This window comes from Clostridium sp. AM34-9AC, assembly GCF_003480225.1.
Classification (GTDB): domain Bacteria; phylum Bacillota; class Clostridia; order Lachnospirales; family Lachnospiraceae; genus Acetatifactor; species Acetatifactor acetigignens.
In genome coordinates this window covers 25,939-47,422 of sequence record NZ_QUIU01000031.1, presented here as the reverse complement: position 1 = coordinate 47,422, position 21,484 = coordinate 25,939, and the positions used below count along the sequence as shown (strand labels likewise).

General features: G+C 41.8%; 26 protein-coding genes. 18 read left to right on the top strand and 8 right to left on the bottom strand.

Annotated features, from left to right (window positions below; genetic code table 11):
• Positions 1 to 357: 357 nt before the first annotated feature.
• Positions 358 to 1,359 carry a hypothetical protein gene (locus DW835_RS15665; RefSeq protein ID WP_182430334.1) on the bottom strand — a complete coding sequence of 334 codons (1,002 nt, stop codon included), beginning with the start codon at positions 1,357 to 1,359 and terminating at the stop codon, positions 358 to 360.
• Positions 1,360 to 1,587: 228 nt separating this feature from the next.
• On the opposite strand from DW835_RS15665, the gene DW835_RS15660 reads away from it, so the two are divergent.
• From DW835_RS15660 to DW835_RS15630, 6 genes are all read left to right on the top strand, one after another.
• On the top strand, positions 1,588 to 1,890 hold the full coding sequence (locus DW835_RS15660; protein WP_227701398.1) for an MmcQ/YjbR family DNA-binding protein: 303 nt from the start codon (positions 1,588 to 1,590) through the stop codon (positions 1,888 to 1,890).
• Positions 1,891 to 2,197: 307 nt separating this feature from the next.
• Positions 2,198 to 2,530: a helix-turn-helix transcriptional regulator gene (locus DW835_RS15650; protein WP_014081275.1), complete on the top strand. Its 333-nt coding sequence runs from the start codon at positions 2,198 to 2,200 to the stop codon at positions 2,528 to 2,530.
• A gap of 44 nt (positions 2,531 to 2,574) precedes the next feature.
• Complete coding sequence (locus DW835_RS15645; protein WP_015567858.1) at positions 2,575 to 3,282, top strand: LytTR family DNA-binding domain-containing protein; 708 nt, start codon at positions 2,575 to 2,577, stop codon at positions 3,280 to 3,282.
• 2 nt (positions 3,283 to 3,284) lie between these two features.
• A complete protein-coding gene (locus DW835_RS15640; RefSeq protein WP_118504577.1) occupies positions 3,285 to 4,571 on the top strand; it encodes a sensor histidine kinase in 1,287 nt (428 codons plus the stop codon).
• Positions 4,572 to 4,674: 103 nt separating this feature from the next.
• Positions 4,675 to 4,839 carry a cyclic lactone autoinducer peptide gene (locus tag DW835_RS15635; protein ID WP_006859755.1) on the top strand — a complete coding sequence of 55 codons (165 nt, stop codon included), beginning with the start codon at positions 4,675 to 4,677 and terminating at the stop codon, positions 4,837 to 4,839.
• A gap of 14 nt (positions 4,840 to 4,853) precedes the next feature.
• Positions 4,854 to 5,438: an accessory gene regulator B family protein gene (locus DW835_RS15630; RefSeq protein ID WP_118375753.1), complete on the top strand. Its 585-nt coding sequence runs from the start codon at positions 4,854 to 4,856 to the stop codon at positions 5,436 to 5,438.
• A 199-nt stretch (positions 5,439 to 5,637) separates the two neighbouring features.
• On the opposite strand, the gene DW835_RS15620 is transcribed toward DW835_RS15630, so the two are convergent.
• The gene (locus DW835_RS15620; protein ID WP_055067726.1) at positions 5,638 to 5,871 is read right to left on the bottom strand and encodes a hypothetical protein; all 234 of its coding nucleotides are present in this window, start codon (positions 5,869 to 5,871) and stop codon (positions 5,638 to 5,640) included.
• A 248-nt stretch (positions 5,872 to 6,119) separates the two neighbouring features.
• On the opposite strand from DW835_RS15620, the gene DW835_RS15615 reads away from it, so the two are divergent.
• The 5 genes from DW835_RS15615 (at position 6,120) to DW835_RS15595 (ending at position 11,252) form a co-directional block, all read left to right on the top strand.
• Positions 6,120 to 6,332: a helix-turn-helix transcriptional regulator gene (locus DW835_RS15615; RefSeq protein ID WP_014081251.1), complete on the top strand. Its 213-nt coding sequence runs from the start codon at positions 6,120 to 6,122 to the stop codon at positions 6,330 to 6,332.
• A 193-nt stretch (positions 6,333 to 6,525) separates the two neighbouring features.
• Positions 6,526 to 6,849, top strand: coding sequence for a helix-turn-helix transcriptional regulator (locus tag DW835_RS15610; RefSeq protein ID WP_005602820.1), 324 nt, complete (start codon positions 6,526 to 6,528; stop codon positions 6,847 to 6,849).
• A gap of 651 nt (positions 6,850 to 7,500) precedes the next feature.
• Positions 7,501 to 8,865, top strand: coding sequence for a recombinase family protein (locus DW835_RS15605; RefSeq protein ID WP_118505498.1), 1,365 nt, complete (start codon positions 7,501 to 7,503; stop codon positions 8,863 to 8,865).
• A complete protein-coding gene (locus DW835_RS15600; RefSeq protein ID WP_118505500.1) occupies positions 8,858 to 10,408 on the top strand; it encodes a recombinase family protein in 1,551 nt (516 codons plus the stop codon). Before DW835_RS15605 ends, DW835_RS15600 begins: the two co-directional genes overlap by 8 nt.
• Positions 10,409 to 10,580: 172 nt before the next feature.
• Complete coding sequence (locus DW835_RS15595; protein ID WP_118731400.1) at positions 10,581 to 11,252, top strand: hypothetical protein; 672 nt, start codon at positions 10,581 to 10,583, stop codon at positions 11,250 to 11,252.
• Positions 11,253 to 11,309: 57 nt separating this feature from the next.
• On the opposite strand, the gene DW835_RS15590 is transcribed toward DW835_RS15595, so the two are convergent.
• The 3 genes from DW835_RS15590 to DW835_RS15580 form a co-directional block, all read right to left on the bottom strand.
• The gene (locus DW835_RS15590) at positions 11,310 to 11,738 is read right to left on the bottom strand and encodes an aspartate carbamoyltransferase regulatory subunit (protein ID WP_118731399.1); all 429 of its coding nucleotides are present in this window, start codon (positions 11,736 to 11,738) and stop codon (positions 11,310 to 11,312) included.
• A gap of 206 nt (positions 11,739 to 11,944) precedes the next feature.
• Positions 11,945 to 12,856 carry an aspartate carbamoyltransferase gene (pyrB, locus tag DW835_RS15585; RefSeq protein WP_118731398.1) on the bottom strand — a complete coding sequence of 304 codons (912 nt, stop codon included), beginning with the start codon at positions 12,854 to 12,856 and terminating at the stop codon, positions 11,945 to 11,947.
• A 203-nt stretch (positions 12,857 to 13,059) separates the two neighbouring features.
• Positions 13,060 to 13,599: a nitroreductase family protein gene (locus DW835_RS15580; RefSeq protein ID WP_022154718.1), complete on the bottom strand. Its 540-nt coding sequence runs from the start codon at positions 13,597 to 13,599 to the stop codon at positions 13,060 to 13,062.
• A 248-nt stretch (positions 13,600 to 13,847) separates the two neighbouring features.
• Between DW835_RS15580 and DW835_RS15575 the strand changes: the two genes are divergently transcribed.
• Both DW835_RS15575 and DW835_RS15570 read left to right on the top strand, forming a co-directional pair.
• Positions 13,848 to 14,228 (top strand): PH domain-containing protein, encoded by a 381-nt coding sequence (locus DW835_RS15575; RefSeq protein ID WP_117465828.1) that lies wholly within the window; start codon positions 13,848 to 13,850, stop codon positions 14,226 to 14,228.
• A gap of 89 nt (positions 14,229 to 14,317) precedes the next feature.
• A complete protein-coding gene (locus tag DW835_RS15570) occupies positions 14,318 to 15,691 on the top strand; it encodes an MATE family efflux transporter (protein ID WP_117465829.1) in 1,374 nt (457 codons plus the stop codon).
• A gap of 14 nt (positions 15,692 to 15,705) precedes the next feature.
• Here DW835_RS15570 and DW835_RS15565 read toward each other — a convergent pair whose 3' ends face one another.
• Entirely contained in the window at positions 15,706 to 16,128 is a 423-nt protein-coding gene (locus DW835_RS15565; RefSeq protein WP_243037213.1) for a putative ABC transporter permease, read from the bottom strand.
• A gap of 47 nt (positions 16,129 to 16,175) precedes the next feature.
• On the opposite strand from DW835_RS15565, the gene DW835_RS15560 reads away from it, so the two are divergent.
• The 5 genes from DW835_RS15560 to folK all read left to right on the top strand — a co-directional run bounded on the left by DW835_RS15560 (position 16,176) and on the right by folK (position 20,398).
• Entirely contained in the window at positions 16,176 to 17,492 is a 1,317-nt protein-coding gene (locus DW835_RS15560; protein WP_117465848.1) for a folylpolyglutamate synthase/dihydrofolate synthase family protein, read from the top strand.
• A 2-nt stretch (positions 17,493 to 17,494) separates the two neighbouring features.
• Entirely contained in the window at positions 17,495 to 18,052 is a 558-nt protein-coding gene (folE, locus tag DW835_RS15555; RefSeq protein WP_117465830.1) for a GTP cyclohydrolase I FolE, read from the top strand.
• Positions 18,053 to 18,109: 57 nt separating this feature from the next.
• A complete protein-coding gene (locus tag DW835_RS15550) occupies positions 18,110 to 18,592 on the top strand; it encodes an HD domain-containing protein (protein WP_117465831.1) in 483 nt (160 codons plus the stop codon).
• A gap of 93 nt (positions 18,593 to 18,685) precedes the next feature.
• A complete protein-coding gene (gene folP / locus DW835_RS15545; protein ID WP_117568923.1) occupies positions 18,686 to 19,501 on the top strand; it encodes a dihydropteroate synthase in 816 nt (271 codons plus the stop codon).
• A 39-nt stretch (positions 19,502 to 19,540) separates the two neighbouring features.
• Positions 19,541 to 20,398, top strand: a complete 858-nt coding sequence (folK, locus tag DW835_RS15540) for a 2-amino-4-hydroxy-6-hydroxymethyldihydropteridine diphosphokinase (RefSeq protein ID WP_118505508.1) — start codon at positions 19,541 to 19,543, stop codon at positions 20,396 to 20,398.
• Here folK and DW835_RS15535 read toward each other — a convergent pair.
• Complete coding sequence (locus DW835_RS15535) at positions 20,376 to 20,873, bottom strand: Gx transporter family protein (RefSeq protein ID WP_117465832.1); 498 nt, start codon at positions 20,871 to 20,873, stop codon at positions 20,376 to 20,378. The two genes, folK and DW835_RS15535, sit on opposite strands and share 23 nt — an antisense overlap.
• 162 nt (positions 20,874 to 21,035) lie before the next feature.
• The gene (locus DW835_RS15530; RefSeq protein ID WP_182430333.1) at positions 21,036 to 21,452 is read right to left on the bottom strand and encodes a NusG domain II-containing protein; all 417 of its coding nucleotides are present in this window, start codon (positions 21,450 to 21,452) and stop codon (positions 21,036 to 21,038) included.
• Positions 21,453 to 21,484: the final 32 nt, after the last annotated feature.

Here is a 21,484-nt window from a genome sequence, read left to right as displayed (position 1 = left end):
CAAAAAGACTAATTAGCCAAGGCGCAGGATTTGACGTTTACGTTTTTTAGGGGCATTCCGTAGGAGCTTCTTAATCAAACCATGAATAGATAACACAGGCAGGTCTTTCGACCTGCCTGATCTGTTTTGCAACGAAATATTTTTTAATCTTCCGTATTAAAATAAGTGACGGGATTGTAATCGTTTATTCCATTTATAACAATAAACAATTATGGGACAATATTGGACAACTATGCATATCCACAGGGAGATTTTTAGAGTGAGGAATTCAGTGTCCTATACATATTACAAGAGAGTGATGCCCTTTTTTATAAAAACACATTATAAAAAAGGGCATTGATATTTTGGGTGTTTGTATTAATCGCTGGTGTCCATAGTTCTAAAACTGTTATAAATTTCATTAATTAATAATGTAATACTAATATATTGAGGAAAAATTTTATTTATTAAAAAATCTATGTTTTCTTTTTCGTTAAAAAGAGTACTTTCTGAAAAATATGTAATTTGAAAAAGTCCTTGTATTTCATCGTTAATGTATACCGGAATAGCAAAGTACATATTATATCTATTTTCATATCCTTTGCCATAAGTAAATAATTTGTTGATATCTTCTTTCTGACAATAAATAAATATATCTTTATTATTTACTTTCATAATTTTACTATCAAGATGATTATCTATATCAATGTTTCTTTTTACAATATTTTTGTGGAAAATATTGTTATCGCCTGCATATCCGATATTCATTATGAATTTTTGGTCAATTCTTTTAGAGTACGATACACAAAAACTTCCTTTGTCAAATTTGGCTATTGTGTTATAAAGTTCATTACACAATCTGTTTATACTATATTCAATTCCAGCGGTATCTATGTTCACTTTATAAATATTTTTTTGAACTTTTTCTAATTCTTTTATAATTGCATGATTAATACAGACTATGCTTGTTTGAACATTCTCATATATCTCATTCAACATTTCAATATTAGAAACATATTTCTTAATATTGCTATCTATTTTTTCATCATTATATATACTGTATATAACAAACAATATATAAATAATTCCAAAAATGATAAGGATATTAGATTTAATAGAAAAACCAGATTGATTTTTATCCCAATTTCCTAAAGATGAACAAACTGCTCCAATAATTATTGCAAACAATTGTATAACAATATTTTTGAGAATTAGGAACTTGGTTATAATATTCGAATAATTATTGTGATAAGATTTCTGCAACTTATCAAGTTCTGTTTTTGCATCATAAAATAATAAAATAGAAAAAATGACACTTAATGTAAAAATCATAATAATCTGCAATATATTATTTTTTCCAATATGTGTCAATGATCCCATATATGAGCATAAGGCGCCTATTATCAATGGAAATATATAATTCAAAATTTTTATTATTTTCATATAAATACTCCTTGAAAATATATAATTCAAAATGAAATATAGTTCTTTATAAGAAGCATTATACTAAATATTTTCGCTTTTTTCTATAAATTGAATATACTATCAGAAATTTTATTGGTACAAAACTTATAAATATGAAAGTACAAGATCAGAGATATACACAGTATGTACAGAGACACTATATTTCAATATGTAAAAAAACAATATGGAACAATTCCAGAATATCTGTGGAATGATTTACCAGATAGTGCAATACTTCGTAATGACAATGGAAAATGGTACGCAGTATTTATGAATTTGGAAGGCTTTAAAATCGGATTGGATACAAAAGATAGGGTTGATATTATGGTTGTAAAATGTAAGCCGGATATGATAAGTGTTATGACACACATGAAAGGCTTTCTGCCGGGATATTACATGGATAAAAGCAATTGGATGACAATTCTTCTGCAACAGCGGATTTTATGATTCATTCCACGCTTATGAATGAACAGTATTCACATCAGATTGAAAATTTTAAAAATACTGTGGATGTCAGAGTAAAAGAAATGCAGTGATGGATATGATAAATAGCCAAAAAACGTCCGCTAATAGGATTTACAACAGAATATAAAGCAGATAAAGACGAATGGTATCAGATGTGCCATTCGTTTTTTTAATAAAAGCACAAATTAACCTACTTACGAGCATAAAATGATGTGCGTTGGGTTGTTTTCTGGACTATGAGAATCAAAGTCCCATTGATATGATTAACATGGAAAAGAGGTGCAAAATCTTGGACACAGGAAGAAAAGATGCCAATATACAGATAGGAAAGAGACTAAGAGAGGCAAGACTGAATATGAACCTCGAAAAGTCAGAAATTGCGGATGTATTGGATGTTACAGTAGAACATTATCGAAAGCTTGAGGCGGGTATAACGGGAATATCTGTAGATAAAGTGTTGACACTCTATCATAAATATGGAATTGATCCTACATATCTGATAACAGGTGAGAGCAGTATGAAAGATTTTAATCTGGATTACTATGTTGCGAACAGCACAAAGGAGCAGAGAAATGATTTTTTTGACCGTGTGCTGGCTTATTTATCTAAGTTGATTAGATAAATTGAAGTGCTTCCTACTTCCAAGCCCGAAAAGGAGGAAGTGTTATGCTTAATATTGCGGTCTGTGATGACAGCAGAACAGATGTAGAAATGCTGGAAAGTGCTTTTGATAAGTTAGCGCAGTACCAGTTTTCTTATGAAGTGTATTTTACAGCGAAGGAGTTGCTGAAGCATGTTATAGATGATGGGGAAATGTATCATCTGTATATATTTGACATTGAAATGCCGGAGATGAATGGTTTGCAGCTTGCAAAAGAAATCCGGAAAATAGATGCCAAAGCATTGTTTGTATTCCTGACTGGATATACGCAGTATGTTATGGATGTTTTTGAGGTTATTACCTTTGACTATATTTCTAAACCGATTACAGTGGAAAAGCTGGAGTCCGTCCTTTTAAAAGCCATGCAGTATCTTCATATGATAAAGCGTGACTTTGTCTTTCAGTTCCGAAAAAATCAGTTTCGTATTAGCTGCGATGATATTGTGTATTTTGAGAAGAAAGGTCGTCAGGCAGTGATACATACGATCTCAGAAAATTTCAAGGCAAATATGACAACTGAAGAAATATGGAAACAGCTTGATGATAAGGTTTTTGCCCATATTCATGTATCATATATCATCAATCTTGGGCATATCAGGGCGATTGAGGGAGATGAAGTAGTGATGGACAATGAAGAAAGACTTCTGATTGCCCGTTCCCATAAGCAGAATTTAAAAGAAAAACATATGGAGTTTGTAAGGAGGATGGTTTAAGGATGGAATATGTGATACGCTTTGCCATCAGCCTGTTTGATCTGGCAGTGTTTATGTATTATTTTCATTCCAATAAGAAAATGAAACCAGTATCAAAGGTATGGATATTGGCTGGATTTACCATTGCTGCAATTATATGGACATTTGTCAGTAGCATAAAAAATCCGTATCTGAATCTTGCGACTCTTTTGATTGTGCTTATACTGTTATCATTTTATTATATATCAGGAATGTGGACGAGAATTATAAATATTGTGACATTCATGGGTATTGGAATGCTGTTTGAACCTGTAGCTTTGCTGTTACTCCATGCGATGAATTTTCATATGGGAGAAAGTTATAAATATTATTTTGTAATGGTAATATGCAGCTTTGTTCGTGGAAATGTGATGTGTATTCTGTCAAAATTGATTTCAAAGAAAGGGATGCAGATTGCTGATTTTCCGAAAGAAATTTTGGGTGTGCTTGTTATGGTATTTGCCTTTACGGTGTTGAACTGTTGCTTTGTTATTCTTTTGTCATTGGAAGCTGGCAGTGAAAAAAGCCTGCTTATGTGTGCCAGTATTGTAATTTCCATTGTCCTGACAGATTATTTTATGCTGTATATGATGGAACGCTTTAATTATCTTGTGCAAAAACAGTATGAGGATGCAATGTACAGGGAAGAAATGCACTATAAAGACATCTGTTATGAAGAAGCAGAAAAACAGAATAAGGAAGTGCAGAAGTTAAAGCACGATATGAAACATAAATTGCATGAACTGTATTATCTGGTGGAAAATAGTGATGGGCAGGAACTTTCAGAGAAAATCGGTGCGATGTGCAAGGAATTTGAGCAGATAGATGAAAAGCAGTATTCTGATAATCCAATCGTAGATTCTGTGCTCCGCATTAAATTTGGCAGGGCAAAGGCGAGGGGAATAAAAGTAGAAACATCTATTCGTATTCCAAAGCAGATGCAGCTTGATCACGGGGATATAGGTGTATTGTATGGAAATCTTGTGGATAATGCGGTAGAAGCCTGTAGCAAGGTGCCGGAGGGACAGCGTTTTGTAAAGATTGAAAATAAGTACCAGTCGGGGATTTTGCTTCTTGTAATAACAAACAGCAAAACAGGAAAGAAAAATAAAAGCCTGAAAACAACCAAGAAAGATAATATCAGACATGGGCATGGTGTTCAGAGTGTCCGTAAAGTGATAGAAAAATACAATGGAACGGTCAGTTTTACAGATAAAGGGGATATATTTGAGGTTTCAGCAATGCTCTATGGAATTGAAGTGAGGGAATAAATGCAAAGTGTTACACTTAAATGTCAATCTGTTACACTTTGACGGATTTTCCTGTAAAGTATGATATAGTGCATTCATCAAATGAAAAGGAGGACATACATATATGTCAAAATTAAGAAGATTGATGAACCGACTCAGTCATGGAGCATTAAGCAGCGTGGCAGCACTTGCCCTTACGGTAACTGCAACAAATATGAACCGTTGCTGCTGGTTTATTTTCGGACAGGACAAGTTACCGGATAATGCGAAAAAACTTAGAAAATTTTAAGGTGGTAACAGGGTATGATTGCTAAATTTGCAAAGAAGATAAATGAAATATTGATACAAAAGGGGATTGTTCAAAAAGAGGAGGCAGAACTGTACCAATATGGGATAGAAAATGGTATTGTTGTTGCAGGAAACCTTTTGGCTTCTGGAATATTTGGCATTGTGACGGGGAGACCGGGACTTGTTCTGGTCTTCCTGTTATTTTATGCCTCGTTGAGAAGCTATAGTGGGGGCAGCCACTGTAAGAGTAGAATCGGCTGTTTTTTGATTTCAATGGCAATTTTATTTATTCCGGTTTATACATATGAGCCTGTAATGAAAAATGTTCCTAATGCCTTGATTTTATTGATCGGAGTTCTTGCCGTGGTAATTATTATTGTCCTTGCCCCAGTGGAAAGTATCAATAAACCGCTTGATGAGGAAGAAAGAAGGTATTATGCAAGGGTAACACATTGCATAACGGCATTGCAGGTATGTGTTCTTATCATTTTGTTTTGTCTGGATCTGCAAGATTATTTTTATGCCGGGTATGTAAGTATAGTCCTGATAGCAGTATTTATGGTTATGGGAAAGATTGCAGTGAAACGATATGTGCAATAGCAAAATGTATTAAAAATAGGTATCGCCTACGGTTCTGATGAGCCAGCAGCACCCAGAAAAACACATTGAGCGTTTTGCATTTATGATGAATCAGTGTGACGAAAGAGAAATAGAATTTGCATTACATATGATTGAACAAATATTAAGAGGACAGGAAGATTATCTGAGTGAATAGACGGGTAGTTATCCTGTCCTTTGTCTATGACTCTTTTGCAAATTTTTCAGCGAGATGGTATATGATTTCTTCAATGGTGGGAGTTTCATTTTCACATGGAAAGTCTGTCCAGAAGCGTTGCATTTGTGGATCAGGGCTTTTTAAAGCAATAGAAACTGCCCACCCAATTTCCTGTTGGACTTCTTCTTTTGTGATTCCTTCTTTTTCGGCAATGATTTTCAAATATTTATCAACAGAGTATGTGTTTTTATCATTCATAGTGTTGTTGTGAATCCTTTCTGAAAAGGGTATCTGCGGGCAAATTGTCAGGTGATTGAATTGTCCCGGTTGAATACCATAAAAGTAAAACAGATAATCCGTTCTATATTACATAATAACCTTGAGAGCTGTTTTCTATGCAGATTATGGCTATTTTCTATTCTATCATATACATACAGTATGGTGCATACACGCACCATATCATTATAGGACACTCTTGCGTAGAATACAAGGAGGAGGTCTTTGTAATGATAGTATATGACAGGTTATGGATTACACTCAAGAAGAAAAATATTAGCCAGTATGCACTAATTAAAGATTATGGAATAGATAAAGCACAGTTACAGCGATTGCGAAAGAATATGGTCGTAAAAACGGTAATCCTAAACAGATTATGTTCCATACTTGATTGTAAGATAGAGGACATCATGGAGTTTGTGCCGGATGAGGATATTAAGTAAAGAGATATTTCCAAAATGTAATGAGAGTTTGGAAATATCTCTTTTTTTAATCCTCAAATATTTATATTCTTGGTATTAAGGTGTACAATATTCCACCTGAAATAGCTGGTTTAGTCACTCTGACAAAAGATTCGCTTACGGTACAATGAATACAGCTTAAGCAAATATATAAGGTGCCGGAAAAGAGTGGAAGGTGTACTACGATATTGTTAATAGTGGAGAAAGAATAAAAGAGTTGCGTGCGGCAAGAAGAATGACAAGACAGCAGCTTGCCGAGCAGATTGGATTGTCAGTGGATGCTCTGCGGAAAATTGAAGCTGGTGTAAATGGAGCAAAAATAGATACGCTGATTAGTATTGCTGAATTGTTTCATATAACATTGGATTATCTTGTGTGTGGGTGTGAAAGAAAGGCAGAAGTCGATGATCTGCTGGTTGGTCTGAAGGAGAAGGAAGTACAGTTTATCCGGAATATGGTATTAAATGCCGTTGACAATATGAAACTTCTGACAGAATAAAAAAGTCGGATTGCATTTTTGATGATGCAGTCCGGCTTTTTTTATAAGGATTTGGAACAGGTGGGAGTGTTACTCTTAGTTCAAAAGAGTGTCGGTTACTGTAGAAGATGCGTGGTGTCAGTTATACTCTGTTCAGGTTCTGAGAAAAGAACCGTTGAATATTGAAAACAGAATAGGACACGCATATCCCACGAGCTTATATCGCCTTGTCTATGACAGGGTGGCAGAATCCCATTTCGTGCGATGACTATCCTCAGAGCTGTAGCCGATTATGAGAAACGTAACAGCAGGAGCCTTTAAGGATAAGAGCAGAGGGTTGTGCCTACCGGGTTAGCAGCCGGAGGTAATGAGATAATAAGTGCACCTGAATTTCAGCGAAATGCATTTTCAGAGAGTGGCTACTTTCGTAAGTCCAGATGGGCAGGAAACTACGAAGTGTTTGTGGCTGGCAAAGGATATGTTACCCGATACGGGGAAGGTTGAGAAACCGGGAAGATAGTATTTTATCTTCCCACACAAACTGATTTATGATTACCGACAGAAAAGAAATGTTTAGGTGTGATGGTGTGGAGAGTACAGATAAGTCAGCTTATGTGAGGAGATAAAGTGCGCACAGTATCAAATCAATATTATTTATAAGGAGATTTTAAGATGGAAAGAGCAATTATATATTATGCAAAAACAGGATTAGAGGCTACAGATCATTTTGTGCCGAAGTTGCTTGAAAAGTATTGTCAGGATAATGGCTATGAAATTGTAGCTATGCTTTCAGAGCCTGCTTCTACAGAAGGAGTTTCATTTCCGATGAAATATGCGTTTATCGGTTTAAATATGGAGGAAGATGTTAATACAATCATAACACTTTCAAAGGATATGATTGGTGCAACAGATGAGACCGTCATTGATACACTTGGAAAACTCAGCGAATATGATATCTATGTGGAGGATATTAATGGAGAACTTATTTATAAATTGTTTTTAGAGGGCAAAGGATATACACCAATTGCAAAATATCTGAATGAGCAGGGAATAATGTCACCATTGATGTATTTAAAATCTCTTGGTTACCAGCTGAACGTAAAAACCAATGGTGTATGGACCAAAACAACAGTTAAGTCAATACTGACAAATCAGGCATATATTGGTTCGGCGGTGCATGGGAAAGTGGTAATTGAGAAATACAATAATATTCCACTCCATGCAACAGATCCAAGTGAATGGGTCATTGTTGAAAATACGCATGAGCCGCTTGTTGACAAAGAGACATTTGAAAAGGCACAGGAAAGAGTAAAGGAAATCTCGGATGCTTATTTTGCAAAAGAGTTTACAAAACACCCACCTAATGAAATGAATCTGCTAAAGGGAAAAATCGTATGCGGAGACTGTGGCAAGGGAATGAGACTTTCTCCAAGAACAACAAAATCGTATGTATATTTTTGTGGAACTTTTTCAGATGGTATTAATCCGGCATGTTCAAGACACAAAATTGATCAGGAGGAAGTCAACAAAGCTGTCTTTGCTCAGATTTCAAATCATATGCGTTGCTGTATTGACGCATTAAAAGTGATACGGGAATTAAATGCAAGAAGCAGCGGACTGAAAAAATACGATGTGTATGAAAAAGCCATTACCAGACAGCGCAGGGAACTGGAGAAAGTAAACCGCAAGTTCTCTGAGTTATATGGAGATTACTCAGAACATTTGATTAATGAGAGCGAATATCTGACATTAAAACAGCAGTATCTTCTAAAAAGCGAAGCTTTGAAGAAGGAGATTGATAATCTTTTAGTATCTCAGAACCTGTATTCAAAGAATTATAAGATTGATGAAGACTGGGAAAACCTTATCAATAAATATCTGAAATGCAGAAAGCTTAACAAAGAGCTGGCAGATGCATTTGTTGACAAGGTACAGGTGTTTGAAGATGGAAGAATTTCCGTAAATCTGGTTTATGATGATTGTCTGGAAGAACTGTTACAGGTAAAGAATAAGAGAGAAGGTGATTTGTATGAGTAAGATAACTGCTATGTATATTCGCCTTTCTATGGAAGATGAGGATGTATCATTAAATCAGAAGGAAGAGAGTAACAGTGTATCCAGTCAGAGGGAATTGTTAGAATCATTTATTGGCAATCATTCGGAGCTTAAGGATACGAAGGTACAGGAATACTGTGATGATGGATTTACCGGAACAAAATTTGAAAGACCGGGCTATATGAAGCTTATGGAGGATGTCCGAGCTGATAAAATATCCTGCATTGTTGTAAAGGATTTATCCAGACTCGGAAGGGATTATATTGAAGTCGGTAGTCTTCTGGAGCAGATACTTCCACTTTATCAGGTACGAGTTATTGCAGTTAATGACAATTATGACAGCGATAACTATGATGGTTCGACGGGCGGTATGAATGTTGCGTTTAAGAACTTAATCTATATGCTTTATAGCAGGGACTTGTCTAATAAAGTCAGTTCTGCAATGCACACAAGGATACTGAAAGGTGAGAACATCAGTGGTCAGTTAAGGTATGGATATGTCAAAGACCCAAATGATAAGCATAAGATTATTGTAGATCCGGAAGCAGCAGAAGTGGTTAAGCTGATATTTGAACTGACCGCACAGGGCAAAAGTAAAACGGAAGTGGCAAATTACCTAAATGCTCAGGGTATTGATACACCATCTGCATATAAAAAGAGAAAAGGAAGCAGAAACGTTTTTCATGCAGTTGAAGTAAAAAGTCTGTGGAGTACTTCTTCTATCCGGGATATATTAAACGATGAAGTTTATCTTGGAAAACTGATATGGAATAAAACTAAGAAGAGGATAGGCAGCAATAACACTTCAAGCTATGTTCCTAAAGACGAATGGATGGTGATAGAAAATTGCCATGAACCCATTATTACTCAGGAATTATTTGATATGGCACACGCTAATTCAAAAAAATGTGTTCGTTTAAAGCGTGGTAAGAGAAACTATAATCCGTTTTATTATTGTGGTGTGTGTGGCAGAGCCTTGGTACCCAGCAAAAGGGTAAAAGGTGACATTCTTCTTTGTTACTCGTCCAGAATTGAGGAAAATTCTCCATGCAAAAACAACAGGGTGGAAGTTGCCAAGGTTGAAGATGCAATCATGAAAATTGTAAATATGTATGCAACAGCTTATCTGGATGAGAAAGGAATAAAGAAAGCTGGTAAATCGAAAGAAGTATCTCCGGAAGAAAAGATTGCAACACTTGAAAAGAAGGTGAAGAGCCTCAGCAGTAAAAAGATGATGTTGTATTCTGATTATAAGGATGACAAGCTCACAAGAGAAGAGTATGTCAAGCGTTCAAAGGCGATGGTGGAGCAGATTGATGAATTGCATCAGGAAATCGAACAGCTTAAAACAGAAATACCGCCAGAAGATAATTCTTCTAGTAAGTTTGAGACACAGTTAGAAAGTATCATCAATATGGAATCTTTTGACAGAGAGAAAATCCAGAAGGTAATCAAAAAAGTGATTATCAATGGAGAGGACAATATAGAGATTGTATGGAATACAGATGATCCATTTTTCAAGTAAGATGGATGCTTATGGAGTTTGGAGTGTCGAGAAAATATGGCACTCCTTTCTTCTGCAGGCATAAGTATTGCTTTCAATATACAGCGATAGCAGGTATAATAGAAAGTGATATTTGAGGGTACAAAAAAATTAAATTTTTTTTGGTCTAGGGTTGACACGAGCAGGCAAAGGAATGCCGGAACTGGCATTGATTGTTCCGTTATGCCACATTCTGCAAATTAGTATTAATGAGTTCCTGTCAGGTGAACATTTGTTGGAAAACGGTTACACTGAAAAAGCTGAAGTCAATATGATGAATCTTTTACAGGAAACAGAGAATAGCAAAAAGAAAAGCCGAAGTTCATTATTGGCTTTTGGGATAACTGTGATAATTTTTTTATTCGTTGTTTTATATTCTGTTATTACCAATATGGGAATCAGTATGAATATGCTTTTTGTGGATATGCCTACATTATTGAGTATGTTTTTAGTTACTGCTTTATTTTTGCTGGGGACAAATTTGGGACTACCCTTTTTTGATTCCTTTCGGATTATTTTTGGAAAAAAGAAATCAGTATCAATAAAACAATTGTTTCAGGCAAAATCAGCGATAAATCTTGCGAAAATCACATTTTTGGGAATGGGATTCCTCGAAAGCTGTATCAGCTTTATGGCAATTCAACCTATGGGGGAAGGAACACTTCTTTTTGCAGGATTAAGTATTTCCATTTCAATTGCATTAAATGGAATTTTATATGGATTAATTGGTTTTCTGCTATTACTGCCAATTCAGGTAAGGTTAGAAATAATGTATATGCAGAAGCAGGAAGATAGTGAAAAGAAAACAGAGGATGATGCGGAATAAGTATTGTAAATATGCCCCACCAGCGGCTGCTGATAGGGCATTTGTTGTATAAGGTTCTTAGCTTTCGCTGTATTTCTCTTCGCAGTATTTGCAGCGGTAGATCTCTTTTTTCTCATCGGAGAGGACGAATACGTGGGGCAGTCCCTGCTCGATGGAAGTGATGCATCTGGGGTTGCGGCATTTGATGACGTTTTTGATCTGTTTGGGAAGTACCAGTTCTTTCTTCTCTACGATCTCACCATTTTTGATGACGTTGACGGTGATGTTGTGGTCGATGAATGCCAACACATCCAGATCCAGCATATTGATATCACATTCTACTTTCAGAATGTCTTTTTTGCCCATTTTTCCGCTGCGGGCGTTTTTAATGATAGCAACGGTGCAGTCTAACTTATCCAGCTGAAGGTGCTCATAGATCGAGAGGCTTTTTCCGGCTTTGATATGATCGAGGACGAAGCCCTCTTCGATTTTTCCTACATTTAACATATGAATAACCATGCCTTTCCTTAACCTGCGGATTTTCGGACATTTGAGCCCGGTGCAGGTACAAATACTTGTGAGTCACGTTCCTTTTATGGAAGATTCACATTTATTAATATTTTGCGGTTGTTCGATTCCGCACGCGGGTACACATGACGAAAAAAGTTTGCTGTCGAGTGTACAGATAATAAATGAATTCGTATGGAATGAAATTATGCCAGACCCAGCAAAGTCAGGATCAGGGCCATACGGACATAGACACCGAATTGAGCCTGCTTGAAGTAAGCGGCTCTGGGATCGTCATCGATCTCCACGGCGATCTCATTGACTCTGGGAAGGGGATGCAGTACCAGCATATCGGGTTTTGCCAGTTCCATCTTTTCCTTGGTCAGTACATAGAAATCTTTCAGACGGACGTAATCCTCTTCGTTGAAGAAACGCTCCTTCTGCACACGGGTCATGTATAAGAGATCCAGTTCCGGCATCACATCTTCCAGACGGATAACTTCCTGGAAAGGAATGCCTTTCTCACGGAGCATGTCGGTGACATAGTCAGGGATCTTCAGCTCTTCGGGAGAGATGAAGATGAATTTGATACCTTCGTAGCGCACCAGTGCGTTGATCAAGGAGTGTACGGTACGACCGAATTTCAGGTCACCGCACAGACCGATGGTAAAATTATTCAGATCGCCGTGGAGGCTGCGGATGGTCTGTAGGTCCGTCAGGGTCTGGGTGGGATGCTGATGGCCGCCGTCACCGGCATTGATCACGGGGATCAGGGATTTCTCTGCAGCTACCATGGGAGCACCTTCCTTGGGATGGCGCATAGCGCAGATGTCCGCATAACAGGAGATGATGCGGATGGTATCGGATACACTTTCTCCCTTAGAAGCAGAAGAGGAAGCCGCATCGGAGAAGCCGATGACTCTGCCGCCTAAACGGGTCATGGCGGATTCAAAGCTTAAACGTGTGCGGGTGCTGGGCTCATAGAAGCAGGTGGCGAGGATCTTGCCGTCGCATTTGTGGGCGTATTTGGCGGGATCCTTCTCAATGTCGTCTGCCAGAGCGAACAGCTTGTCGAGTTCCTCAACAGAGAAGTCAAGTGGGTTCATCAAGTGTCTCATTTTTTCATTTCCTCGTTTCTGCGCTGCTATTTTCGACACAGTGACCGTACGGAATAGGAGAATCCGTGTTCACTTGTGTATGCGACATCATAAGAATACAGCGCTTTTCTTATGATGCGGGTAGAAACAGGGCCCGCAGGAAGCAGACAGCTCATACCCTGACCAGAAAAAAGTCGAAGAGGAAAAACTCTTCGACTTTAAAATTACTGTTGATAAGATAACAGATCCGTTACGGGTTTCCGTTTGGGAGCAACGGGTGCTTCTGCGGGATAACCGATGGGGATCAGTGCGATCAGGTCCTGATTTTCAGGAATCTCAAGGAGATCAGCAGCTTCCTGCTGATCGAAAATACCCATGATCACGGTGCCAAGGCCCTGCTCGTAAGCAGCCAGACAAAATGCTTCGCTGGCAACACCGGCATCGAACATCTGCCATGCATCGCCTCTGGCGGTAGTGAAGGAGCCGTCTCTCTCGAAACCGCTTCTGCCCTTTATCACGGTTACTGCAACGACCATGGGAGCGTTCTCCATGATCTTGCCATTACCCGGGAAGGAGGAAGTACATGCTGCCAGTTTCGCTTTCTTTTCGCCTTCCACAGCGATATAACGAACGATTTGCGTATGCTTCCAGCTGGGAGCATAAGAAGCTGTCTCTACGATCTGAGCCAGAAGCTCATGAGATACCGGCTGATCCGTGTACTGACGGATACTTCTGCGGCCTGTGATACATTCTTTTGCGGTCATTGTTTATCCTCCTGTTTTTTTGCATTTGTAATATAATAGCATTTCTGAAGGGTAGAATCAAGCAGGAAAGAGTGAAAAAATATAGAAAATTTGTGTGGATATGACAGAAAGGTTTTGCATTCCCGGATAGGATATCATATAATGAGGCAAAGAGAACTATATCGATGAAGCCGGTTGTGTAAAAGACGGTTCTACTGTACGTTACAGCGGCTGTGGAATACCGGACCAGGCAATAAAAGGAGGGCACTATGTCAGTAGAATTTGTGGAAAAGAAGCGCTGGTTATTTTTAGGATTACCTTTTACTTTTACCAGGTATGTGATCAAAGAGGATATGATCACTGTGGATACAGGTGTGTTCACCAAGGTAGAGAATGACTGCTATATGTACAAGGTACAGGATGTGGAGCATACGGCAAGTATCTGGGAGAGAATGGTAGGACTTGGCACCATTGTCTGCTATACCGGTGATACTACGCATCCCAAACTGTTGATCGAGCATATCCGCAACTCCAAAGCGATCAAGGAATTTATTTTGAAGGAGTCGGAAGAAGCCAGATTGAAGCGCAGAACCGTGAACATGCTGGATATCGGTTCCGGAGAGATCGGGGATATTGACGATTTACAGTAATATTGAGAAACAAGTATACATGTGTAAAGTATACATGTGTATAAGAGACGGGGCTTTCCGGGGCCCTGTTTTTTCGGGAGAAGAGATTTATGGAACTTGATATGACGAAGGGCAGTCCTTCTAAGCTGATTACAAAATTTATCATTCCTATTATCATAGGTAATATTTTCCAACAGTTATACAGTATGGTGGATACCATTATCGTGGGTCGGTTCGTAGGTGTGGATGCATTGGCGGCAGTAGGAGCCACCGGGTCGGTAAGCTTCCTGATCCTGGGATTTACCCAGGGACTGACCACCGGATTTACTGTGCTGACGGCACAACGCTTCGGAGCCGGGGACCGGGAGGGTATGCGCAAAAGTATCGGAAGCGCAGCCATCCTGTCGGTGATCGTGACAATCGTGATGACGGCAGTCAGTATGGCCAGCATGGACAGGCTGCTTCGGGTGATGAATACTCCGGAAGATATTTTTGATATGACGAAGGAATATATTATGATCATCTGTGCGGGAATTGCCTGCAATGTATTGTATAACCTGTTGTCCAGTATCCTGCGTGCCATCGGCAACAGTGTGGTGCCGTTAGTATTGCTGGTGATCGCTTCGGTGACGAATATTGTCTTGGATTATGTACTGATCGTTTACGGTCATATGGGAGTGGGCGGTGCAGCTTATGCTACCATCATTTCTCAGGGATTGTCCGGTGTACTGTGTCTGATTTATATTATTAAGAGAGTACCTACACTGCATATCCGTCCGGAGCATTGCAGACTGGAAAGTCAGTGTGTGAAAAATCAGCTGACCGTGGGAATTCCCATGGCACTGCAGTTTTCCATTACAGCTATCGGTACTATTCTGGTACAGGCAGCACTGAATCTGCTGGGTTCTACCGTGGTGGCATCTTATTCTGTGTCCTGCAAGGTGGAACAGCTGGTGACACAGCCCTTTGCTGCAATGGGTGTGACTATGGCAACTTACTGTGCGCAGAACCGCGGCATCAATGATCTGAACCGGATTCGTAAGGGCGTGAAAGCTGCCAATATCATGTCCGGTGTCTATGCGGTGCTTGTCTACGGACTGGTATATATAGCACTTCCTTATATTGTACCGCTGTTCATCTCCGAACAGGTTGAGATGGTATGTGGATATGCCAGAACGTATATTACGATCTGCGGCATGTTCTTCATTCCGCTGGGAATGATATTTATCTTCCGAAATGCGCTGCAGGGCTGTGGCTTCGGCTTCATGCCCATGATGGGCGGTGTGGTGGAATTGTTGAGCCGTGGTATCGTGGCTTTTGCGGCAGCGCATCTGATGAGTTATGTGGGTGTGTGCTTTGCCAATGCCTCAGCCTGGCTGACCGCAGGTATTTTCCTCTGGATCGCTTATCATTTCCTTATGAAGAAGATGGTGAGGGACAAAAAGGGTCATGAGGAACGGATGCTGGCAGAAGCAATGCAGTAATGCAGTAAAACGGCTCAGGGCAGGATCTTTTCAAAAAACAGTCCTGCCAGGAACCACCAGGGAGCATAGTCCAGCCGGATGATCCGGTGGATGTGGAAACGGCTTTTACCGTAATCCCAGGGGCAGAGACCATGCTTCCACAATAGGCGCCCACTGAGATATTCCACGGTGAAGATCATAGCCATATAGAACAGCCCGCGCCCGGGACGACTGATATTCAGGTGCTCAAAAAGCCGTTTGAAGGGTGCAAGCAGGCAGGCGGAGCCGTAGATAGGGAACATCCACAGGGAAGTATTACCGGTAAGACGCAGATCCCTGCGCCGAAGGGAGTGCAGCGCTGTGAACAGGATTTCCATGCACCAGCCGCACAGCCCGCACAGGAGAAAGCTCCTGCCGAAGGTTTTAAAAGAGTTTGCGAAGGATTTTGTCATTTTCATGGACATAGTATATGAAATTTTCAGCATATGATACGGGAGAGATTGCTATGAACTATCAGGAAGCAATGGAATATATGGAAAAAGTGGGAACCTACGGCATCGTTCCGGGGCTGGACAGCATCCGGGAACTGTGCAGAAGACTGGGAAATCCGCAGGATGAATTAAAATTTGTGCATATTGCGGGAACCAACGGAAAAGGATCCACACTTGCCTATATTTCCAGCATCTTACAGGCGGCCGGATACCGTGTGGGAAAATATATATCACCTGTTATTATTGAATATTGTGAAAAAATCCAGATCGGAAAGCAGAAGATCACGCATAAGGATCTGTGTGAAGGACTGGAGATCATAAAAAAGCATTGTGCTGCTATGGTAAGTGACGGCTTCCATCATCCGACGCCTTTTGAGATTGAGACAGCGCTGGCTTTTTGGTATTTCCGGGAAAAACAGTGTGATATCGTCGTACTGGAGACCGGTATGGGCGGCAGGGAGGATGCTACAAATCTGATCACGACCACGCAGGTGGCGGTACTGGCTTCCATCGGTATGGATCATATGAAATTCTTAGGGAACAGTCTGGAGGAGATCGCAGCACACAAGACCGGAATCTGTAAGCCGGGATGTCAGGTGGTCTCCATGTGGCAAAAGGAAGCGGCACAAAAGGTTGTGGAGCAGACGGCGGCAGCGCTTGGCTGCATGCTGACCATCGCAGATGTGGCAAATGCAAAGCATGTGAAATACGGACTGAAAAAGCAGACCTTCGATTATGGAAATTATAAAAAGCTGGAGATCACCCTTGCGGGGAAATTCCAGGTAGCAAATGCTGTGCTGGCGGTAGAAGCGGTGCAGGCTCTGGGAAAATGCGGCTATGAGATCAAAGAGAGCGCTGTCCGGAAGGGCCTGCAGGAGACGACCTGGATCGGACGGCTGCAAATACTGGAAGAACACCCGTTATTTATAGTGGACGGCGCGCATAACGAGGATGCAGCCGCAAAACTTGCGGATTCCATAGAATTCTATTTTACAAACAAAAGAATTATCTATATAATGGGAATGTTAAAGGACAAGGAAGTGGACCGCGTGATCGCGCTGACGGAGAAGTATGCGGATCAGATTCTCACGGTGACACCTCCGGACAATCCCAGAGCCATGCATGCTTATGATCTGGCAACGGAGGTGGCAAAGGTACACCCCAATGTGACGGCGGTGGACAGCCTGGAAGAGGCAGTGGAGCTTAGTCACCTGCTGGCAGGACGGGATGATGTGATATTGTGCTTCGGCTCTCTCTCTTATCTGGGAAGAATCCTGAAGCTCATGGAGAAGAGACAGACAGCAGGGAATAAACGGAAAGCGAAGCGGTGAAAATGGTAGATCAGAAGAAAGTACAGGAAGCAATAAAGCTTTTACTGGAAGGAATCGGGGAAGATACCGATAGAGAAGGACTGAAGGAGACACCGGAGCGGATCGGCAGGATGTATGAAGAGATCTGCGGCGGTATGGATCAGGATGCGGGAGAGCATCTGTCGAAGGTCTTCTCCGTAGACAATAACGAGATGGTACTGGAGAAGGATATTACCTTCTATTCTATGTGCGAGCATCATCTGATGCCTTTTTACGGCAAAGCTCATGTTGCGTATATCCCCGATGGCAAGGTTGTGGGTCTGAGTAAGCTTGCCAGGACTGTGGAGGTATATGCCAGAAGATTACAGATCCAGGAGCGGATGACGGCGCAGATCGCCGATGATATCATGAAATATCTGGCACCTCAGGGAGTTATGGTAATGTTGGAAGCAGAGCATATGTGCATGACCATGCGCGGGATCAAAAAGCCCGGCAGCCAGACCATTACCATGGTGACAAGGGGAGTCTTTGCGGAGAATAAGGAATTGCAGGACAGATTCTTACAGCTGGTGAACCGATAGAAATTATGAAGACCGGAGGAAGCTGCGGAAAGACCGGATCGAAATGGGGGAACTCCTGTGGACAGAATTGATAAAATATTAAATCATGATTTATTTTTATACCATTTAGGAAAGAATAATGCGGCAGAAGCAGACAGACGCTTCTGCCGTCATAGTATGGTACATTTTCTGGATGTGGCCAGGATCGGGACGATCATAGCTCTGGAGGAAGGACTGGAACTGGACCGGGAGTGGATCTATGCGGCGGCATTGCTCCATGATTGCGGGAAGCATGAACAGTACGAGAACGGCACGCCTCATGAGCAGGCCAGTGCCCGGATCGCACCGGAGATCCTTAAGGACTGTGGGTTTGACGATAAAGAAACGGATGTTATTGTAACTGCAATCTCACGGCACAGAGATCCCGAGGCCGCGAAAGAGAAGAACCTAAACGGCGTTCTTTACCGGGCGGACAAGGCAAGCCGTGCCTGCTTCGCCTGCGATGCGGAGAAGGATTGCAACTGGAAAGACGGCAAGAAGAACCTGGCGATCAGGTACTGAGTGCAACAGGCTGAACCGAGAAATTCGCAAAGCTGTGCCCGGTAGGGGAACATATCCGAACAAAAAATAATACAAACATGAGGGAGAAAACAAATGAAGATTGGCAACAGAGAGTTTCAGACCAAAGGACATACTTATGTAATGGGGATCCTGAATGTGACCCCGGATTCTTTTTCCGACGGAGGAAAGTGGAATGACAGAGACCGGGCATTGAAGCATGTGGAAGAAATGATCGCTGAGGGGATGGATATTGTGGATATCGGCGGAGAATCCACCAGACCGTGGGGTTATACCCTGTTATCTGATGAGGAGGAGATTGCCAGAGTCGTACCCATGATCGAGTCGGTGAAGGCAAATTTTGACATTCCCATTTCCCTGGACACCTACAAAAGCGGTGTGGCAGAGGCGGGAATCCGTGCGGGGGCGAATCTCATCAATGATATCTGGGGCTTGAAATATGATAATCGTATGGCAGAGGTCATTGCGAAGAGCGGTCTGCCCTGTTGTCTGATGCATAACCGTAAAGAAGCGGATTATCGGGATTTCATGCAGGATGTGGCAGCGGATCTGGCGGACACGATCCATTTGGCGGAAGCGGCAGGCATCGCGGATGAGAAGATCATCTTAGACCCCGGGGTGGGCTTCGGCAAGACCTATGAGAACAATCTGGAGATCATCAACTGTCTGGAAGAACTGAATATGTTCGGTTATCCGTTGCTTTTAGGATGCAGCCGCAAATCCGTGATCGGACTGACACTGGATCTGCCGGTGACGGAGAGAGTGGAGGGAACGCTGGTGACTACCATGTTCGGCGTCCAAAAGGGATGTATGTTTGTCCGGGTGCATGATGTGAAAGAAAATGTCCGCACCATTAAAATGTGTGAGGCTATTTTAAACAGTGGAAAATAAAAAGCTCTGAAAAGGTATCGGGAAAGGCGGAGTCAGCAAATGAGAAATGAGAATCGGAAAGATCAGATCCGTATCGAAGAACTGGAAGTATATGCGCATCACGGCGTATATCCGGAAGAAAATGAAAAAGGACAGCATTTTTACGTGAATGCCACCCTGTATACAAACACCCGCCCGGCGGGAATAGCGGATGATCTGCGCCTTTCCACCAATTACGGAGAGGTCTGCCAGTTTATTACGGAGTTTATGCAGCAGCATACCTTTCAGCTGATCGAAACGGTGGTGGAGTGGACTGCCTATGAGGTATTGCAGCATTTCCCGCTGGTACAGGGACTGGATCTGGAGATCCGTAAACCTGAAGCGCCGATTCCACTGCCCTTTGGCAGCGTGTCTGTGGCAATCCACAGGGAATGGCATGAGGCCTATATTGCCGTAGGTTCCAATATGGGAGACAGCAGAGAGCATATCGCGAAGGCACTGGGCCAGCTGGAGAAGCATAAGGACATACAGGTCACGAAAGTATCGGGACTGCTGGAGACATTGCCTTACGGCGGTGTGGAACAGGACAATTTTGTAAACGGAATGTTTGAGATCCGGACATTGCTGACACCGGAAGAACTGTTGCGGGAACTGCATAAGATCGAGGCCTCGGAAGGACGGGAACGGAAGATCCACTGGGGCCCCCGGACACTGGATCTGGATATTATTTTCTATGATGACTTGATCTACAGCTCCGAGGATCTGGTGATCCCGCATGTAGATATGGAGAACCGTTATTTTGTACTGAAGCCATTAAGTGAGCTGGCACCGAATTTCCGTCATCCCATTACTCACAAGACCGTAGCACAGATACTGGCGGAGCTTCCCGTGGATCTCACGGAAGGAAGCGAAGCGTAAAGCGGGCACAGAGACCAATGAACAAACCGGTCACCAGACCGCTGAGAAGCAAAAACGGCAGATAGACAAGCACGGCGGGAACGGAAGTCAGCAGAAACGCCACTCCAATCTGCCCCAGATTGTGAAAAACAGCACCTGTCATGCTTGCGAGGAACAGGTAATTCCCATGCAACAGCAGCTTCACAAGCAACATGGCAAACAGGCAGAGTATACCGCCGGACAGGCTGTACAGGAGACTCATGGCCTGCCCGAAGAACATGGTCGCTAAAAGGATCCGCACCAGAAGCACGAAAAAGGCGTCTTTTGCGGAATATTTCCATAGAACAACAAGCGTTATTATATTGGAAAGCCCCAGCTTGATGCCCGGGATCGGGACAATGGGGGGCAGAGCACTTTCCACGGCATACAGCGCCAGTGCAATGGCCGCCAACAGAGAAAGCGTCGTCAGTTTTCTGGTAGTTACAGGTGGTTTCATAAAAATCTCCGTGTTTTCGTAATTCGTAAGATCTGCGGTGTTTTAGGGCCGTGGGATTTAATACCGTGGAGGTTTGGCATCAGGGGGTTAGCACCGGATGATTTCGAGTTGTGGATTAGGGCATCGTGTGGTTAGAATCATGCAGGCAAAAATGGTATTCTGTCAATAGGTCACGCCGTCCGGAACCGGTGCAGTGTCATCCGGAACGGAAACCTCTTCTCTGACCCGGATCACCAGCCGATTGGGCAGACAGGTGATGGGGAGCAGGGAGGTGCTGATAAATCCCTGATGCACGCAGATCTGATCCGGACAGGACGCAGAGACGATGGCAATGCTGCCCGGACGGACACAGACGGTATTCGTGGCACCGGCATTCCCGGAGACCTCAAAGGTATATTCGGCGGTCACCGTATCCAGACGGATGGTCTGCAATAATTCGCCGTTCTGATAGAGATCGGCATAGAGAGCCTGACCGTTTTCTACGGAACTGTGCGAGACTACATAGATCCGCACTACGCAAAGGACAGCTATTACAAGCAGAGCGGTGGTAAGGAGAACTGCTTTTTTTCGATCATTCATGGAAAGATTCATAGGAATAAGGAACTCCTTTC

What these genes read in the sequence shown, in the direction of transcription:
- DW835_RS15665 (WP_182430334.1), bottom strand. Translation starts at nt 1,359, where the DNA reads ATGGGATCATTGACACATATTGGAAAAAATAATATATTGCAGATTATT.
- DW835_RS15660 (WP_227701398.1), top strand. Translation starts at nt 1,588, where the DNA reads ATGTACAGAGACACTATATTTCAATATGTAAAAAAACAATATGGAACA.
- DW835_RS15645 (WP_015567858.1), top strand. Translation starts at nt 2,575, where the DNA reads ATGCTTAATATTGCGGTCTGTGATGACAGCAGAACAGATGTAGAAATG.
- DW835_RS15640 (WP_118504577.1), top strand. Translation starts at nt 3,285, where the DNA reads ATGGAATATGTGATACGCTTTGCCATCAGCCTGTTTGATCTGGCAGTG.
- DW835_RS15635 (WP_006859755.1), top strand. Translation starts at nt 4,675, where the DNA reads ATGTCAAAATTAAGAAGATTGATGAACCGACTCAGTCATGGAGCATTA.
- DW835_RS15630 (WP_118375753.1), top strand. Translation starts at nt 4,854, where the DNA reads ATGATTGCTAAATTTGCAAAGAAGATAAATGAAATATTGATACAAAAG.
- DW835_RS15620 (WP_055067726.1), bottom strand. Translation starts at nt 5,871, where the DNA reads ATGAATGATAAAAACACATACTCTGTTGATAAATATTTGAAAATCATT.
- DW835_RS15615 (WP_014081251.1), top strand. Translation starts at nt 6,120, where the DNA reads ATGATAGTATATGACAGGTTATGGATTACACTCAAGAAGAAAAATATT.
- DW835_RS15605 (WP_118505498.1), top strand. Translation starts at nt 7,501, where the DNA reads ATGGAAAGAGCAATTATATATTATGCAAAAACAGGATTAGAGGCTACA.
- DW835_RS15600 (WP_118505500.1), top strand. Translation starts at nt 8,858, where the DNA reads ATGAGTAAGATAACTGCTATGTATATTCGCCTTTCTATGGAAGATGAG.
- DW835_RS15595 (WP_118731400.1), top strand. Translation starts at nt 10,581, where the DNA reads ATGCCGGAACTGGCATTGATTGTTCCGTTATGCCACATTCTGCAAATT.
- DW835_RS15590 (WP_118731399.1), bottom strand. Translation starts at nt 11,738, where the DNA reads ATGTTAAATGTAGGAAAAATCGAAGAGGGCTTCGTCCTCGATCATATC.
- pyrB (WP_118731398.1), bottom strand. Translation starts at nt 12,856, where the DNA reads ATGAGACACTTGATGAACCCACTTGACTTCTCTGTTGAGGAACTCGAC.
- DW835_RS15580 (WP_022154718.1), bottom strand. Translation starts at nt 13,599, where the DNA reads ATGACCGCAAAAGAATGTATCACAGGCCGCAGAAGTATCCGTCAGTAC.
- DW835_RS15575 (WP_117465828.1), top strand. Translation starts at nt 13,848, where the DNA reads ATGTCAGTAGAATTTGTGGAAAAGAAGCGCTGGTTATTTTTAGGATTA.
- DW835_RS15570 (WP_117465829.1), top strand. Translation starts at nt 14,318, where the DNA reads ATGGAACTTGATATGACGAAGGGCAGTCCTTCTAAGCTGATTACAAAA.
- DW835_RS15565 (WP_243037213.1), bottom strand. Translation starts at nt 16,128, where the DNA reads ATGAAAATGACAAAATCCTTCGCAAACTCTTTTAAAACCTTCGGCAGG.
- DW835_RS15560 (WP_117465848.1), top strand. Translation starts at nt 16,176, where the DNA reads ATGAACTATCAGGAAGCAATGGAATATATGGAAAAAGTGGGAACCTAC.
- folE (WP_117465830.1), top strand. Translation starts at nt 17,495, where the DNA reads ATGGTAGATCAGAAGAAAGTACAGGAAGCAATAAAGCTTTTACTGGAA.
- folP (WP_117568923.1), top strand. Translation starts at nt 18,686, where the DNA reads ATGAAGATTGGCAACAGAGAGTTTCAGACCAAAGGACATACTTATGTA.
- folK (WP_118505508.1), top strand. Translation starts at nt 19,541, where the DNA reads ATGAGAAATGAGAATCGGAAAGATCAGATCCGTATCGAAGAACTGGAA.
- DW835_RS15535 (WP_117465832.1), bottom strand. Translation starts at nt 20,873, where the DNA reads ATGAAACCACCTGTAACTACCAGAAAACTGACGACGCTTTCTCTGTTG.
- DW835_RS15530 (WP_182430333.1), bottom strand. Translation starts at nt 21,452, where the DNA reads ATGAATGATCGAAAAAAAGCAGTTCTCCTTACCACCGCTCTGCTTGTA.